General features: G+C 42.1%; 17 protein-coding genes, 1 tRNA gene and 1 other RNA gene. 14 read left to right on the forward strand and 5 right to left on the reverse strand.

The genetic code is table 11. From position 1 onward, the window contains the following. Positions 1-12 precede the first annotated feature (12 nt). Both trhA and FQT28_RS03265 read right to left on the reverse strand, forming a co-directional pair. Positions 13-660 (reverse strand): PAQR family membrane homeostasis protein TrhA, encoded by a 648-nt coding sequence (trhA, locus tag FQT28_RS03260; protein WP_143989401.1) that lies wholly within the window; start codon positions 658-660, stop codon positions 13-15. Next, on the reverse strand, positions 657-1103 hold the full coding sequence (locus FQT28_RS03265) for a DUF1836 domain-containing protein (RefSeq protein WP_132973025.1): 447 nt from the start codon (positions 1101-1103) through the stop codon (positions 657-659). Before FQT28_RS03265 ends, trhA begins: the two co-directional genes overlap by 4 nt. A 134-nt stretch (positions 1104-1237) precedes the next feature. On the opposite strand from FQT28_RS03265, the gene FQT28_RS03270 reads away from it, so the two are divergent. The 7 genes from FQT28_RS03270 to trxB all read left to right on the forward strand — a co-directional run bounded on the left by FQT28_RS03270 (position 1238) and on the right by trxB (position 5589). Then, entirely contained in the window at positions 1238-1732 is a 495-nt protein-coding gene (locus tag FQT28_RS03270) for a GNAT family N-acetyltransferase (RefSeq protein ID WP_143989402.1), read from the forward strand. Next, a complete protein-coding gene (locus tag FQT28_RS03275) occupies positions 1729-2241 on the forward strand; it encodes a methylated-DNA--[protein]-cysteine S-methyltransferase (protein ID WP_132973029.1) in 513 nt (170 codons plus the stop codon). The genes FQT28_RS03270 and FQT28_RS03275 overlap by 4 nt, the downstream gene beginning before the upstream one ends. A 12-nt stretch (positions 2242-2253) precedes the next feature. Further along, on the forward strand, positions 2254-2610 hold the full coding sequence (locus FQT28_RS03280) for an arsenate reductase family protein (protein WP_143989403.1): 357 nt from the start codon (positions 2254-2256) through the stop codon (positions 2608-2610). 156 nt (positions 2611-2766) lie between these two features. Further along, entirely contained in the window at positions 2767-3567 is an 801-nt protein-coding gene (locus FQT28_RS03285) for an amino acid ABC transporter permease (protein WP_000219165.1), read from the forward strand. Beyond that, the gene (locus FQT28_RS03290; protein WP_132973035.1) at positions 3567-4310 is read left to right on the forward strand and encodes an amino acid ABC transporter ATP-binding protein; all 744 of its coding nucleotides are present in this window, start codon (positions 3567-3569) and stop codon (positions 4308-4310) included. The genes FQT28_RS03285 and FQT28_RS03290 overlap by 1 nt, the downstream gene beginning before the upstream one ends. Before the next feature lie 77 nt (positions 4311-4387). Then, entirely contained in the window at positions 4388-4612 is a 225-nt protein-coding gene (locus FQT28_RS03295; RefSeq protein ID WP_007521457.1) for a DUF4059 family protein, read from the forward strand. Positions 4613-4677: 65 nt separating this feature from the next. Then, entirely contained in the window at positions 4678-5589 is a 912-nt protein-coding gene (gene trxB, locus FQT28_RS03300) for a thioredoxin-disulfide reductase (RefSeq protein ID WP_143989404.1), read from the forward strand. A 144-nt stretch (positions 5590-5733) separates the two neighbouring features. Here trxB and rlmB read toward each other — a convergent pair whose 3' ends face one another. Then, positions 5734-6462 carry a 23S rRNA (guanosine(2251)-2'-O)-methyltransferase RlmB gene (gene rlmB / locus FQT28_RS03305; protein ID WP_143989405.1) on the reverse strand — a complete coding sequence of 243 codons (729 nt, stop codon included), beginning with the start codon at positions 6460-6462 and terminating at the stop codon, positions 5734-5736. A 44-nt stretch (positions 6463-6506) separates the two neighbouring features. After that, complete coding sequence (gene def, locus FQT28_RS03310) at positions 6507-7118, reverse strand: peptide deformylase (protein WP_143989406.1); 612 nt, start codon at positions 7116-7118, stop codon at positions 6507-6509. A 154-nt stretch (positions 7119-7272) separates the two neighbouring features. Here def and FQT28_RS03315 point away from each other — a divergent pair, with 154 nt between their 5' ends. The 4 genes from FQT28_RS03315 (at position 7273) to ssrA (ending at position 10488) form a co-directional block, all read left to right on the forward strand. Next, positions 7273-8592: a CapA family protein gene (locus tag FQT28_RS03315; protein ID WP_143989407.1), complete on the forward strand. Its 1320-nt coding sequence runs from the start codon at positions 7273-7275 to the stop codon at positions 8590-8592. 23 nt (positions 8593-8615) lie between these two features. Then, positions 8616-9443, forward strand: a complete 828-nt coding sequence (locus FQT28_RS03320) for an HAD family hydrolase (protein ID WP_143989408.1) — start codon at positions 8616-8618, stop codon at positions 9441-9443. A 1-nt stretch (position 9444) separates the two neighbouring features. Beyond that, entirely contained in the window at positions 9445-10080 is a 636-nt protein-coding gene (locus FQT28_RS03325; RefSeq protein WP_143989409.1) for an SGNH/GDSL hydrolase family protein, read from the forward strand. A 60-nt stretch (positions 10081-10140) separates the two neighbouring features. After that, positions 10141-10488, forward strand: a transfer-messenger RNA (tmRNA) gene (gene ssrA / locus FQT28_RS03330). A 217-nt stretch (positions 10489-10705) separates the two neighbouring features. Here ssrA and FQT28_RS03335 read toward each other — a convergent pair. Next, positions 10706-10793 (reverse strand) — tRNA-Ser (locus FQT28_RS03335). 161 nt (positions 10794-10954) lie between these two features. On the opposite strand from FQT28_RS03335, the gene FQT28_RS03340 reads away from it, so the two are divergent. The 3 genes from FQT28_RS03340 to FQT28_RS03350 are packed head-to-tail and all read left to right on the forward strand — an operon-like array spanning position 10955 to position 14552. Then, positions 10955-11695, forward strand: a complete 741-nt coding sequence (locus FQT28_RS03340) for a DeoR/GlpR family DNA-binding transcription regulator (RefSeq protein WP_042767735.1) — start codon at positions 10955-10957, stop codon at positions 11693-11695. Then, positions 11692-12603 (forward strand): 1-phosphofructokinase, encoded by a 912-nt coding sequence (gene pfkB / locus FQT28_RS03345; protein ID WP_143989410.1) that lies wholly within the window; start codon positions 11692-11694, stop codon positions 12601-12603. Before FQT28_RS03340 ends, pfkB begins: the two co-directional genes overlap by 4 nt. Continuing rightward, positions 12600-14552 carry a PTS fructose transporter subunit IIABC gene (locus FQT28_RS03350; protein WP_143989411.1) on the forward strand — a complete coding sequence of 651 codons (1953 nt, stop codon included), beginning with the start codon at positions 12600-12602 and terminating at the stop codon, positions 14550-14552. The genes pfkB and FQT28_RS03350 overlap by 4 nt, the downstream gene beginning before the upstream one ends. The last annotated feature ends 59 nt before the right edge of the window (positions 14553-14611 follow it).

Below are 14611 nucleotides of genomic sequence, written 5' to 3' on the forward strand. Positions count from 1 at the left end.
TTCTCAACTTTTTTACATGTAATAAACAATGGCGATGTACTGGAGTGCAGACGCCGCTAGGATAAAGAGATGCCAGATCATGTGGAAATAAGGTTTTTTCTTAGCGTAAAAACCAGCTCCAACTGTATAAGAGAATCCGCCAGTTACCATGAGACTCCAGAAAATTGGCGTTGTTTGACTGATAATGGCAGGAATGATAGCCAGAACCAACCAGCCCATAATCAGATAAAGGGCAAGGCTGAATTTCTCATTAACCTTTTTAGCGAAGATTTTATAGAGGATGCCAAAGATGGTCGTTCCCCACTGAATGGCTATAATCAGATAGCCAAACCAGTTATTCATCAAAGTCAATACGACCGGCGTATAAGAGCCTGCGATAGCCACATAAATCATAGAATGGTCGATGATTCGCAAGACGTATTTGTGGGTCGAACCATAAGCCATAGAGTGGTAAATGGTTGACGAGAGGAACATGAGAAAGAGACTGATAACAAAGATTGAAACACCAAAAGATGATAAAAATCCGTGTGCTTCATAACTATAGGTGGATGAAATGGGGAGTAAGATGAGCATGATAACGGCACCCACAGCATGGGTCACACTATTAGCAATTTCCTCTCCAAAACTGAGTTTTTTACTGAGTTTTAGACTGGTATTCATTGGATTTCCTCCTCTTCTTTGATAAGGATTAAGTCTAGAGTTTGATGATAGAGTTTAACCGTTTGACAGCTGGTTTGGATAATAGGATTTTCTGGATCAATCCCATGGTTCATGTAGTCCACAAAAGCATCGTAGAGCTGGTCTGAGCTCGCTTGAGTTTGCAGAGTATTGAGGGTCTGAGCGATTTCTTGGATCGAAAAGACAGACTTGAGAGTGGTGATGGCAATCAAACGAGCAATCTGTTTGCGTTGGTATTTTTTCTTGTCTGGCTTTGTCAAGTAACCATGTTTGACATAGTTATTGACCATGGATGCTGTTAGTCCCTTTTCTTTATCTGGAGAGACAGGGGCGCAGACTTGATTGACATAAAGCAAAACCTGATCCAAATAGAGGTCAATGTTTGGAATGTCTTCCCATTTTGGGTAGGAAAAGTTAGAATTCATTTCCAACTCCTTTTTATCTAGTTTTAATAACTAGATTATAAAATAATAAAAAACAAAAGTCAAGTTTCAACTGCTTGTAGAAAGCTTTAAATTATGCTATGATGAGAGAAAATAGTTAGAAATGAGGGGAAAAGATGGAGATTCGTTTAGCTTTTCCAAACGAAGTAGATGCGATTATGCAGGTGATGGAGGATGCCAAAAAGTGCTTAGCTGAGTCTGGTAGTGACCAGTGGCAAAATGGCTATCCAAATGCAGATATCATTATTGATGATATCATCTCAGGCCAAGCCTATGTGGCCTTGGAAGAAGGAGAACTACTAGCCTATGCTGCTGTGACCAAGAGCCCAGAGAAATCCTATGAAGCCATTTATGAAGGAAGTTGGCAAGGAGGAGAATCAGAATACCTGGTCTTTCACCGTATCGCTGTGGCAGCAGATGTCCAAGGACAAGGTGTTGCTCAGACTTTCCTAGAAGGCTTGATTGAAGGTTTTGATTATCTAGATTTTCGTTCAGATACACATGCAGAAAACAAGGCCATGCAGCATATCTTTGAAAAGCTGGGCTTCCAACAGGTTGGTAAGGTTCCAGTTGATGGGGAACGTTTGGCCTATCAGAAATTAAAAAAATGAAGCAGAAAAAGTACGCAAAAATGCTCTACCCGTCGCCAATTGGAACCTTATCCTTAGTTGCTGACGAGCAATATCTGTATGGAATTTGGGTGCAGGACCAAACTCATTTTGAGAGAGGGATAGATGCTGACATGGAAGTAGTTACAGAACATCCTGTCCTTGATCAAGTTATTTCCTATTTAGATACTTACTTTGATGGATGTGCTCAAGATTTGTCTTCCTTGCCTTTGGCTCTTATTGGAACAGATTTTGAAAAGCGAGTATGGACATACTTACAGAGCATTCCTTATGGTCAAACAGTAACTTACGGACAAATAGCTCAAGACCTGCAAGTGGGTTCTGCCCAAGCGATTGGCGGAGCAGTGGGGCGCAATCCTTGGTCCATCCTCGTACCCTGTCATCGTGTGCTGGGGTCAGACAATCGTCTGACAGGCTATGCATCGGGAGTCGAAAAGAAAGCCTGGCTCTTGCAACATGAAGGTGTAGTATTTCAAGAAAATAAAAAATAGAAAGAAAAGAAGATGTTAGAATTTATCGAATACCCAAAATGTTCAACTTGTAAGAAAGCAAAAAATGAATTGGATCAACTTGGACTAGAATACCAAGATGTCCACATCGTAGAAGAAACCCCAAGTGAAGACGTGATTTTGAACTGGTTAGAAACTTCCGGTTTTGAAGTGAAACAATTTTTCAATACTAGCGGGATCAAATATCGTGAACTGGGCTTGAAAGATAAGGTGGGAAGTTTGTCAAAAAAAGAAGCAGCCAAGCTTCTAGCGAGTGATGGTATGTTATTGAAACGTCCAATTCTGGTGGAGAATGGTGCTGTTAAACAAATCGGCTATAGAAAACCCTATGAGAACTTAGGTTTGAGATAGTTTTTATTTATCTCCTTGATAGGTAAAATATATAGCCTCCCTGTTTTAAAGTGTGATAAACTAGAAGATAGACAAAGTCTGAGTAGCCCGTAGCAAATAATTTGCTTGCGAGCAGAAGTATGATAGAATGAATCATTATCAGGAGAGGATGTTTTTATGACTGTTACAACATTTTTAGCATCAGATTGGTACCAAAGTTTGATGCAACTCATTCCGGATGGTAAGCTCTTTAGTTTGCGTTCGGTCTTTGATGGAATTCCAAGGATTGTCCAACAACTGCCTACAACCTTGATGTTGACACTTGGAGGTGCACTCTTTGGTTTGCTACTTGCCCTAATTTTTGCCATTGTTAAGATCAATCGTGTTAAAATTCTATATCCCTTGCAGGCCTTTTTCGTTAGCTTCTTAAAAGGTACCCCAATCCTAGTTCAACTTATGTTGACCTACTATGGAATTCCTTTGGCACTGAAAGCTATCAACCAACAATGGGGAACTGGTCTCAATATCAATGCGATTCCAGCAGCGCTTTTTGCGATTGTGGCTTTTGCTTTTAATGAGGCGGCTTATGCAAGTGAAACGATTCGTGCGGCCATACTTTCTGTTAATCCAGGTGAAATTGAGGCGGCACGCAGTTTGGGTATGACGCGAGCGCAAGTTTATCGTCGCGTGATTATTCCAAATGCGGCGGTAGTTGCGACACCGACTTTGATTAACTCCCTTATCGGTTTGACCAAGGGAACTTCCCTAGCCTTTAGCGCAGGTGTTGTGGAGGTCTTTGCCCAAGCTCAGATTTTAGGTGGAGCTGATTATCGCTATTTTGAACGTTTCATCTCCGTAGCCCTTGTTTATTGGGTAGTCAATATCGGAATTGAAAGCCTCGGCCGTTTCATCGAGAGAAAAATGGCTATTTCAGCGCCGGATACAGTACAAACAGATGTGAAAGGAGACCTTCGTTAATGATTAAGATTTCGAATTTAAGCAAATCCTTTTCAGGACAGACAGTCTTGAATCATCTGAACTTGGATATCCAAAAAGGTGAGGTAGTGGCTTTGATTGGTTCATCTGGAGCTGGGAAATCAACCTTTCTTCGTAGTTTGAACTACCTTGAAACTCCAGATAGTGGAACGATTCAGATTGACAATTTTAAAGTTGATTTTTCTCAGATTAGCCAAGAAGAAATCCTAGCCCTTCGTCGCAAGTTGTCTATGGTTTTCCAACAGTTTAATTTGTTTGAACGCCGAACAGCCCTTGACAATGTCAAGGAAGGTTTGGTTGTCGTTAAGAAATTATCGGACGAGGAAGCAACAAAAATCGCCAAGAAAGAGTTGGCTAAGGTTGGTCTTTCTGACCGTGAAAACCATTATCCTCGCCACTTATCAGGTGGACAAAAGCAACGGGTTGCCCTCGCGCGTGCGCTTGCTATGAAACCAGATGTCTTGCTCTTGGACGAGCCCACTTCAGCCCTTGACCCAGAGTTGGTCGGCGAGGTAGAAAAGTCTATTGCAGACGCTGCCAAGTCAGGTCAGACCATGATCTTGGTTAGTCACGATATGTCTTTTGTAGCCCAAGTGGCAGACAAGGTTTTATTCCTAGATAAAGGGAAAATCATCGAGTCTGGCACACCGGATGAAATCATCAATCATCCGAAAGAAGAACGAACAAAAGAATTCTTCGCTAGTTACAAACGGACTTATATTTGATATAATAGTAAAAGGAAAACTCAGTTAGTTGGACTAGCTGAGTTTACTCTTTAAAAAAGATAGAAACGAGAGAGATCATGCTGCTGCAACTGTTTTCTTTATATTTCGAGAGTTTGATCTTAACGACCATTCTCGTCGTGATTTTTTTAGGGATTTGGATTGGATTGCGAGCTATGTCTGGTGTGGACAAGACAGCCAAGGCTCGCCAAGCCCATCTTTATGATATGATTATGATTGGAGTTTTGGTCGTTCCGGTGTTATCCTTTGCCGTCATGAGTCTCATTTTAGTTTTCAGAGCATAATGCTTGCTAAATAAACTTTAAACAGTTAGAATAAAGATAGTTACAACAAGAAAGAAGGAATCGAAATGTACGATACGATTATTGTCGGTGCTGGACCTGCGGGAATGACCGCTGCCTTGTATGCCGCTCGAAGCAATCTGAAAGTGGCTTTGATAGAAGGTGGCCTGCCAGGCGGGCAAATGAATAACACATCTGACATTGAAAACTATCCAGGTTATGCCAACATAAGTGGACCTGAATTGGCTGAAAAGATGTTTGAACCACTTGAAAACCTTGGAGTGGAGCATCTTTATGGCTATGTTGAAAATATTGAAGACCAGGGTGACTATAAGAAGGTAATCACTGATGATCAAGTTTACGAAACCCGTACTGTCATTGTAGCAACTGGTTCTAAACACCGTCTTTTGGGAGTTCCCGGAGAAGTGGAACTGAACAGTCGAGGAGTTTCTTACTGTGCAGTCTGTGACGGAGCTTTCTTCCGTGACCAAGACTTGCTCGTAGTCGGTGGTGGAGATTCAGCGGTAGAAGAAACTCTGTTCTTAACTCGCTTTGCCAAGACTGTTACCATTGTTCACCGTCGAGATGAACTTCGTGCCCAAAAGGTTTTGCAAGACCGTGCTTTTGCAAATGAGAAAGTCAACTTTATCTGGGATTCTGTTGTCAAGGAAATCAAAGGTGAAAACCGAGTAGAATCTGTCGTATTTGAAAATGTGAAAACAGGTCAAGTAACAGAACAAGCCTTCGGTGGTGTCTTTATCTATGTTGGTTTGGATCCTGTTAGCGATTTTGTTAAAGAATTGAATATCCAAGACCAGGCAGGCTGGATTGTGACAGACAATCACATGAAAACTGCCGTTGACGGTATCTTTGCGGTTGGGGATGTTCGCCAAAAAGATCTTCGCCAAGTAACAACAGCAGTTGGAGATGGGGCTATCGCTGGTCAAGAAGCATACAAATTTATTACAGAACATAGTTAATACACTTCGAAAATCAAATTCAAACCACGTCAGCTTCGCCTTGCCGTACTCAAGTACTGTCTACAGCTAGCTTCCTAGTTTGCTCTTTGATTTTCATTGAGTATAATCATAAAAAAGTTTCCAATCAAGTGATTGGAAACTTTTTTATAGTCTGTTTCGGAAAACTTCGTACATGAGAATGGCTGCAGCGACACTGGCATTGAGGCTTTGAACATGTCCATTCATTGGAATGGTAATCATTTCATCAACCTGTTTTTTGATGTTGCTAGAGATTCCTTTTCCTTCATTTCCGATGATAAGGGCAATTTTCCCTTTTGTATTCCACTTGTGGCAAGGAGTACCGTTCATATCCGTTCCAAAGGTCCAGAATCCCTCACCCTTGAGTTTGTCTATGGTTTGACTGAGGTTGGTCACTCGCGCAATCGGTACATGCTCAATAGCACCTGTGGCCGTTTTGGCAACGACAGGAGTCACTCCGACGGCACGGTGCTTGGGAATGATGACACCTGAAACATTGGTCGCATCAGCAGTCCTTAAGATAGAGCCTAAGTTGTGAGGGTCAGTTAGACCATCCAGAATCAACAGAAGTGGATTTTCTTCTTGTCGTGTTTTGGCAAGGATGAGATCAAGTTCGCTATAGGCAAATTCGGACACTCGTAGAACAAAACCTTGATGAACAGCGCCTTCGGTCATCTCAGATAGGGATTTTTTTGAGGTCCAAGAGATGGATACCTTCTTTTCTGTAGCCAGTTCCTTGACTTTTTCAACATTCTTACCTCGAAGATCTTCTTGGAGGTAAAGTTTATTTCCAGTGTTTGCAAGGAGGGCTTCGGTAACGGCATGGACGCCATAGACAATATCATTTGTTTTCATGCCTCTATTATAACACAAAACCCCGTCTTGCAACGGGATTTTCTTTATTCCAGAATCAGTAAACCATCTTTAATAGCAAATGGATCTTTTTCATTGATACGATCGTAAAACATGATTCCGTTTAGGTGATCAATTTCATGTTGGACAACGATAGAGTTGTAACCCTTGAGCTTGATACGGTGCTTTTCGCCGTCCTTATCAAAATAGTCAATCGTTACACGAGCATGACGAACGACATAGCCCGGAACTACACGATCAACAGACAGGCATCCCTCGCCTTCGCCTAGAGCCGCATCTTGGACTGAGTGTGATACGATTTTTGGATTGTACATAACAGCTTGCAGGTCGTAGGCTTCCTGTGGAGTTTCACCTTCTTCTACAATATTTGGGACCAAGACGGCAATTATGCGTTTTGAGATATCCAGCTGGGGAGCAGCAAGTCCAACACCACCACGCAAGCCCATTTTCTCAGCCATAACGGGATCCTGAGAATGTTTGAGGAATTGCATCATCTTTTCTCCAAGGATGATTTCCTGGTCAGACAGTGGGAAAGTGACCTCCTCAGCAACCGCGCGTAAAGTTGGGTTCCCCTCACGGATAATATCGTTCATATTAATTAAATGAGCAGCTTTTGTAATACGTTCTATAGCAGACATTTTCTCTCCTTTCATTACCTCTACATGATAACACAAAATAGGCAAGAAAGAAAGTCACAGAAGTTCCTAAAAAATAATATAATAAACGGTATTCCTCTTTTGTCTGTGGTATAATAAAAGAAAAGACTTGCAGTAAAAGCAAGGGGGAATAAAGATGGAAAAGCGACAAGATAGATGGTCTCAGGGAACTCTTTATGGGGTGTGGAGAACTAGTGTGGATTTCTTTCGGAATTATAAATCCTGGACCAATGCCCAGTTTATTATTGTGCTATTGCTTGCAGTTTCCTTATCCATGGGGGTAAACTTATTAGTTCGAGCAGTACAAGGCAACAAGGCAACAAGTCCTAGTAGTCAAACTCTTGATTCTGCTCAGAAGTCTGGTCAGTCTAAGGAAAATCAGTCTGCCGAAACGACAGCTCGTATCATGGCAAATGGTGACCTTCTCTACCATATTCCTATCTACCGAACAGCTCTGAAAGAAGATGGTAGCTACGATTTCCACGAAAATTTTGAATATGTAAAACCATGGCTCAAGCAAGCAGATTTAGTGCTTGGTGATTTTGAAGGAACGGTGAACAAAGACCACTACTTGGCAGGCTATCCTCTTTTTAATGCACCAGGGGAAGTCATGGATGCGATCAAGGATGCAGGCTACCAAGTTCTAGACTTGGCTCACAATCATATTTTGGATTCTCAGATAGAGGGAGTGGCTTCGACAGCAGAAGCTATTGAAAAGGCAGGGATGACACCCATCGGAGTTTACACACATGAATCCCGTGACCAAGCTCCACTAGTTATCAAGGAAGTCAATGGTATCAAGGTAGCTCTCCTAGCCTATTCTTACGGTTTTAATGGCATTGAGCAGTATATCTCTCAAGAGGATTATAATCGCTATCTTTCTGACCTGAATGAAGATAAGATGAAGGCAGAAATCGAGCGTGCTGAGAAGGAAGCAGATATTACTGTCATCATGCCTCAGATGGGAATTGAGTACCAGCTAGAACCAACGGAAGAACAGAAAACACTGTACCACAAGATGATTGACTGGGGAGCTGATATTATCTTTGGAGGGCATCCTCACGTCGTTGAACCTGCTGAAACAGTTGAAAAAGATGGTGACAAAAAATTGATCATCTATTCCATGGGAAATTTCCTCTCAAACCAACGCATTGAAACCATGCAAGACGAGGAAAATGCCAAGTGGACGGAGCGAGGAGTTCTCATGGATGTGACCATTAAGAAAAAAGATGGCAAGACAAGGATTGAAACTGCTAAAGCGCATCCAACTTGGGTTAATCGGACACCCAAAGGAACTTACTCTCCAGAAGGCTATCCGCTCTTCCTCTATCAGACCTATATCCTAGAGGACTTTATTGAGGGAGGCAGTTACCGTGACAAGTTGGACGAGGCGACCAAGGAACGCATTGACACGGCCTATAAAGAAATGAATGAACATGTAGGGTTGAAGTGGTAGGTGCTCACCCTAAAGGAGATAGGATGACGATTAAATTAATTGCAACAGACATGGATGGAACCTTGCTAGACCCGAGAGGTCAGCTGGATCTGCCTCGCTTGGAAAAGATTTTAGATCAGCTGGATCAAAGGGATATCCGTTTTGTCATTGCGACGGGGAATGAAGTTCATCGTATGAGACAATTGCTTAAACATTTGGCGAGTAGAGTTGTCCTAGTCGTTGCCAATGGGGCGCGTATTTTTGAAAATAATAAACTGATTCAAGCACAGATCTGGGATAATGCTATGGTTGACAAGGCTTTAGTTCATTTTAAAGGGAGAGAGTGCCGAGATCAGTTTGTCGTAACAGGTATGAAGGGTGGTTTTGTCAAGAAAGGGACTGTTTTTACAGACCTAGAAAAATTTATGACACCAGAGATGATTGAAAAATTTTATCAACGAATGAATTTTGTGGAAGACTTGCAAGCTGACCTCTTCGGTGGAGTGTTAAAGATGAGTATGGTTGTTGGTGAAGAACGCTCTAGTTCTGTTTTGCAGGAAATCAATGACCTCTTTAATGGTCATATAAGAGCCGTTTCTAGCGGTTATGGGTGTATTGACATCCTCCAAACTGGTATTCACAAGGCATGGGGATTGGAAGAATTACTCAAGCGCTGGAATTTGAAATCGGAACAAATCATGGCCTTTGGTGATAGTGAAAACGATGTCGAAATGTTAGAACTGGCTGGAATTGGCTATGCCATGGAAAATGCAGCTGATGAGGTCAAGGCAGTTGCGACTGCCCTAGCACCAGCTAACAGCCAGGCGGGTGTTTATCAAGTTCTAGAGAATTGGTTAGAGAAAGAGGGATAGGGTGGCAGTACAGTTATTAGAGAATTGGCTCTTAAAGGAGCAGGAAAAAATTCAAACCAAGTATCGTGAATTGAATCAAGTGTCGGTTCTAGAGCCAGATATCATCTTTATCGGAGATTCGATAGTGGAATATTACCCTCTGCAAGAGTTGTTTGGGACTGCAAAGACGATTGTCAATCGAGGCATCCGAGGTTACCAGACGGGACTTTTGCTAGAGAATCTTGATGCCCATCTTTATGGTGATGCTGTGGATCAAATTGTTCTCCTAATTGGGACAAATGATATTGGAAAAGATGTTTCCATGAATGATGCTTTGGATAATCTTGAGCGTGTGATTCAATCGATTATCCGGGATTATCCGTTGTCACAAATAAAGCTTGTTTCTATTCTGCCAGTCAATGAAGGAAAAGAATACAAGCAGACAGTTTATATTCGTACCAATGAAAAGATTAGGGAGTGGAATCAGGCCTATGAAGCTCTAGCATCTGCCTATATGCAGGTAGATTTTGTGCCTGTTTATGATAGTTTGACAGATTCAGAAGGACAGCTTCAATCAGCCTATACAACGGATGGCCTCCATCTAAGTGTAGCCGGTTATCAAGCCCTATCAGAAGCCTTGAAAACATATCTTTTCTAAAGAATCGACTTAATTTTGCATTTTTGATTTAGATAAGGTATAATGGTTTTATTGTCTTTTGGGGTCGTTACGGATTCGACAGGCATTATGAGGCATATTTTGCAACCCGTGTGGCGACGTAAACGCTCAGTTAAATATAACTGCAAAAAATAACACTTCTTACGCTCTAGCTGCCTAAAAACCAGCAGGCGTGACCCGATTTGGATTGCTCGTGTTCAATGACAGGTCTTATGATTAGCGAGATACGATCAAGCCTTGTCTAGTGGTTTGATAAGAGATTAATAGACTCGCAGTTTCTAGGCTTGAGTTATGTGTCGAGGGACTGTTAAAACAATACATAACCTATGGTTGTAGACAAATATGTTGGCAGATGTTTGGACGTGGGTTCGACTCCCACCGGCTCCATTATTCCTTTGCATTCTTTCGCATCCTTGGTAAAACGTTGTTAAATCAACGTTTTTTATTTTTGTCTTTGGTATTCCTTGGCATTCTTTTGCGAAAAAAGGAGTTACAAAAGGAGTTCTTTTTGCAGTTGGTAAAAATCTTCTGAACACTGTTTTTAAAAAAGGAATACAAAAAAGGATACAACAGATGTCGTATCCTAGAAATCGTTTTGGTTTTTCTACGGAAGACATGGGATTCGAACCCACGCACGCTGTTACACGCCTACCGCGTTTCCAACACGGCCTCTTAAGCCTCTTGAGTAATCTTCCAATACTTACTCAAATAGTCTACCATAAAGCCACTTATCTTGCAATAAAAATTTTGGAATTAAGAAAACTGATAGAATTTGAAAGAAAATGACAAAAAATGCTTGACTTTGGTAGAGAATGTGCTAGAATGAATAGTGTAAACGATAACAGGAGGTGATTTGGTGTTAAAAACTGAGCGGAAGCAACTGATTTTAGAAGAGTTAAATCAACATCATGTAGTTTCCCTAGAAAAATTGGTTAGTCTATTAGAAACATCAGAATCAACAGTACGAAGAGATTTGGACGAGTTGGAGGCGGAAAACAAGCTTCGCCGTGTGCATGGTGGAGCAGAATTACCCCACTCCTTGCAGGAAGAAGAAACCATCCAAGAAAAATCTGTCAAAAACCTTCAAGAGAAGAAGCTACTGGCTCAGAAAGCAGCCTCTCTTATCAAGGAACAAGATGTTATCTTTATCGATGCTGGAACGACAACTGCTTTTTTAATCAAGGAATTGGTTAATAAGAATATTACAGTTGTGACCAACTCCATTCATCATGCGGTTCAGTTGGTTGAAAAACAGATTCCGACTGTCATGGTTGGAGGAAGTGTCAAAATGGCAACAGATGCATGTATCGGGGGCGTTGCTCTTAACCAAATCAATCAATTGCACTTTGACCGTGCCTTTATCGGGATGAATGGTGTGGACGATGGTTATTATACGACTCCTGATATGGAGGAGGGAGCCGTTAAGCGTGCTATTTTAGAGAATGCCAAACAAACCTATGTCTTAGTCGATTCGTCAAAGATTGGTCAAACTTGCTTTGCCAAGGTAGCACCACTTAAACGCGCTATCGTTATCACAAGTCAAGGGCATGAGCTCTTGCAGGCTATTAAGGAGAAAACGGAGGTAATAGAAGTATGATTTATACAGTCACACTCAATCCTTCCATTGACTATATCGTCCGCTTAGACAAAGTAGAAGTAGGTAGTGTCAATCGAATGGACAGTGATGATAAGTTTGCTGGTGGGAAAGGAATCAATGTCAGTCGTGTTTTGAAACGCTTGGGTATTCCAAATACAGCGACCGGGTTTATCGGAGGTTTTACTGGTAAATTTATCACAGATACTCTGGCAAAAGAAGAGATTGAGACTCGTTTTGTCCAAGTAGCAGAAGATACTCGCATCAATGTTAAGATTAAAGCAGACCAAGAAACGGAAATCAACGGAAGGGGTCCCAATGTTGAACCTGCTCAGTTGGAGGAGTTGAAAGCTGTTTTATCTAGTCTGACAGCAGATGATACGGTTGTCTTTGCAGGTTCAAGTGCTAAAAATCTAGGCAATGTCATCTACAAGGAGTTGATTGCCTTGACCCGTCAGACAGGTGCGCAAGTAGTTTGTGACTTTGAAGGTCAGACCTTGATTGATAGTTTGGATTACCAGCCACTTTTGGTGAAGCCAAACAATCACGAACTAGGAGCTATCTTTGGAGTGAAACTCGACAGTTTAGATGAAATCGAGAAATACGCGCGTGAGTTACTGGCTAAAGGTGCTCAGCATGTCATCATCTCTATGGCAGGTGATGGTGCCCTCCTTGTCACATCTGAGGGAGCTTACTTTGCCAAACCAATCAAGGGAACAGTCAAAAATTCAGTGGGAGCTGGTGACTCTATGGTCGCTGGGTTTACAGGTGAATTTGTAAAATCGAAAGATGCAGTAGAAGCCTTCAAATGGGGAGTAGCTTGTGGAACAGCAACTACCTTCTCGGATGACTTGGCAACAGTGGAATTTATTAAAGAAACATATGAAAAAGTTGAGGTAGAAAAACGATGAAAATTCAAGACCTATTGAGAAAAGATGTCATGTTGCTAGATTTGCAGGCAACTGAAAAAGTAGCAGCTATCGATGAAATGATTCATAGTTTGGTGGAACACGGCTACGTGACAGATTTTGAAACCTTTAAAGAAGGAATTTTAGCGCGTGAAGCTCTCACTTCCACTGGTTTGGGTGATGGAATTGCTATGCCCCACAGTAAAAACTCTGCGGTCAAAGAAGCAACAGTTCTCTTTGCAAAGTCAAACAAGGGTGTTGACTATGAGAGTTTGGATGGGCAACCAACCGACCTCTTCTTCATGATTGCGGCTCCAGAAGGTGCCAATGATACTCACTTGGCAGCCTTGGCAGAATTGTCTCAATACCTGATGAAAGACGGTTTTGCTGACAAACTTCGCCAAGTAACATCTGCAGACCAAGTTATCGAACTTTTTGACCAAGCTTCAGAAAAAGCTGAGGAGCCTGTTCAAGCACCTGCCAATGAATCTGGCGACTTTATCGTTGCTGTTACAGCTTGTACGACAGGTATTGCCCACACTTACATGGCCCAAGAAGCCCTTCAAAAAGTAGCTGCTGAAATGGGTGTTGGGATCAAGGTTGAAACCAATGGTGCTAGCGGTGTTGGAAATCAACTAACTGCAGAGGACATCCGCAAGGCTAAAGCTGTTATCATCGCTGCAGATAAGGCAGTAGAAATGGATCGTTTCGATGGCAAACCATTGATTAACCGTCCAGTTGCAGACGGTATCCGTAAGACAGAAGAGCTGATCAACTTGGCTCTTTCAGGAGATGCTGAAGTTTATCGTACTGCTAATGGAGCAAAAACTGCAGCGGCATCTAATGAAAAACAAAGTATCGGTGGAGCCTTCTACAAACACTTGATGAGTGGTGTATCTCAAATGTTGCCATTCGTTATCGGTGGTGGCATTATGATTGCCCTTGCTTTCTTGATTGACGGAGCTTTTGGTGTGCCACAAGATAGTCTTGGCAATCTCGGATCTTACCATGAGCTAGCTTCTATGTTCATGAAAATCGGTGGTGCAGCCTTTGGCTTGATGCTCCCAGTCTTTGCAGGATATGTTGCCTACTCTATCGCTGAAAAACCAGGTTTGGTAGCTGGTTTCGTTGCTGGTGCAATTGCCAAAGAAGGTTTTGCCTTTGGTAAAATTCCTTATGCCGCAGGTGGTGAAGCAACTTCAACTCTTGCAGGTGTTTCATCTGGTTTCCTAGGTGCCCTTGTTGGTGGATTTATCGCAGGTGCCTTGGTTCTTGCTATCAAGAAATACGTTAAAGTTCCTCGTTCACTTGAAGGTGCTAAATCAATCCTTCTTTTGCCACTTCTTGGAACAATCTTGACTGGATTTGTCATGCTAGCTGTTAACATCCCGATGGCAGCAATTAACACTGCTATGAATGACTTCCTAGGCGGTCTTGGAGGTGGTTCAGCTGTCCTTCTTGGTATCGTTCTTGGTGGCATGATGGCTGTTGATATGGGTGGTCCAGTTAATAAAGCGGCCTATGTCTTTGGTACAGGTACGCTTGCAGCAACTGTTTCTTCAGGTGGTTCTGTAGCCATGGCAGCAGTTATGGCTGGAGGAATGGTGCCACCACTTGCTATCTTTGTCGCAACCCTTCTTTTCAAAGATAAATTTACCAAAGAAGAACGTAACTCTGGTTTGACAAACATCATCATGGGCTTGTCATTTATCACTGAGGGAGCAATTCCTTTTGGTGCAGCAGACCCAGCTCGTGCGATTCCTAGCTTCATCCTTGGTTCTGCAGTAGCAGGCGGACTCGTTGGTCTTGCAGGAATCAAACTCATGGCGCCACACGGAGGAATCTTCGTTATCGCTCTAACTTCAAATGCCCTACTTTACCTAGTCTTTGTCTTGATTGGAGCAATCGTAAGCGGTGTGGTTTATGGTTACCTACGCAAACCACAAGCATAAAAAAGTATCAAAATAGAAAGATTGTACCCTTTGGTGCAATCTTTTTCTCTGTTCGAAAT

Origin of the sequence: Streptococcus oralis (assembly GCF_901543815.1) — a bacterium.
In the GTDB taxonomy this organism is placed as follows: domain Bacteria; phylum Bacillota; class Bacilli; order Lactobacillales; family Streptococcaceae; genus Streptococcus; species Streptococcus oralis_CM.

Bases quoted from the DNA above. Each gene is read 5' to 3' on its own strand.
- FQT28_RS03265 (WP_132973025.1), bottom strand. From the start codon at position 1,103: ATGAATTCTAACTTTTCCTACCCAAAATGGGAAGACATTCCAAACATT.
- FQT28_RS03280 (WP_143989403.1), top strand. From the start codon at position 2,254: ATGTTAGAATTTATCGAATACCCAAAATGTTCAACTTGTAAGAAAGCA.
- FQT28_RS03320 (WP_143989408.1), top strand. From the start codon at position 8,616: ATGACGATTAAATTAATTGCAACAGACATGGATGGAACCTTGCTAGAC.
- trxB (WP_143989404.1), top strand. From the start codon at position 4,678: ATGTACGATACGATTATTGTCGGTGCTGGACCTGCGGGAATGACCGCT.
- FQT28_RS03295 (WP_007521457.1), top strand. From the start codon at position 4,388: ATGCTGCTGCAACTGTTTTCTTTATATTTCGAGAGTTTGATCTTAACG.
- FQT28_RS03270 (WP_143989402.1), top strand. From the start codon at position 1,238: ATGGAGATTCGTTTAGCTTTTCCAAACGAAGTAGATGCGATTATGCAG.
- FQT28_RS03315 (WP_143989407.1), top strand. From the start codon at position 7,273: ATGGAAAAGCGACAAGATAGATGGTCTCAGGGAACTCTTTATGGGGTG.
- rlmB (WP_143989405.1), bottom strand. From the start codon at position 6,462: ATGAAAACAAATGATATTGTCTATGGCGTCCATGCCGTTACCGAAGCC.
- def (WP_143989406.1), bottom strand. From the start codon at position 7,118: ATGTCTGCTATAGAACGTATTACAAAAGCTGCTCATTTAATTAATATG.
- FQT28_RS03350 (WP_143989411.1), top strand. From the start codon at position 12,600: ATGAAAATTCAAGACCTATTGAGAAAAGATGTCATGTTGCTAGATTTG.
- FQT28_RS03285 (WP_000219165.1), top strand. From the start codon at position 2,767: ATGACTGTTACAACATTTTTAGCATCAGATTGGTACCAAAGTTTGATG.
- trhA (WP_143989401.1), bottom strand. From the start codon at position 660: ATGAATACCAGTCTAAAACTCAGTAAAAAACTCAGTTTTGGAGAGGAA.
- FQT28_RS03290 (WP_132973035.1), top strand. From the start codon at position 3,567: ATGATTAAGATTTCGAATTTAAGCAAATCCTTTTCAGGACAGACAGTC.
- FQT28_RS03275 (WP_132973029.1), top strand. From the start codon at position 1,729: ATGAAGCAGAAAAAGTACGCAAAAATGCTCTACCCGTCGCCAATTGGA.
- pfkB (WP_143989410.1), top strand. From the start codon at position 11,692: ATGATTTATACAGTCACACTCAATCCTTCCATTGACTATATCGTCCGC.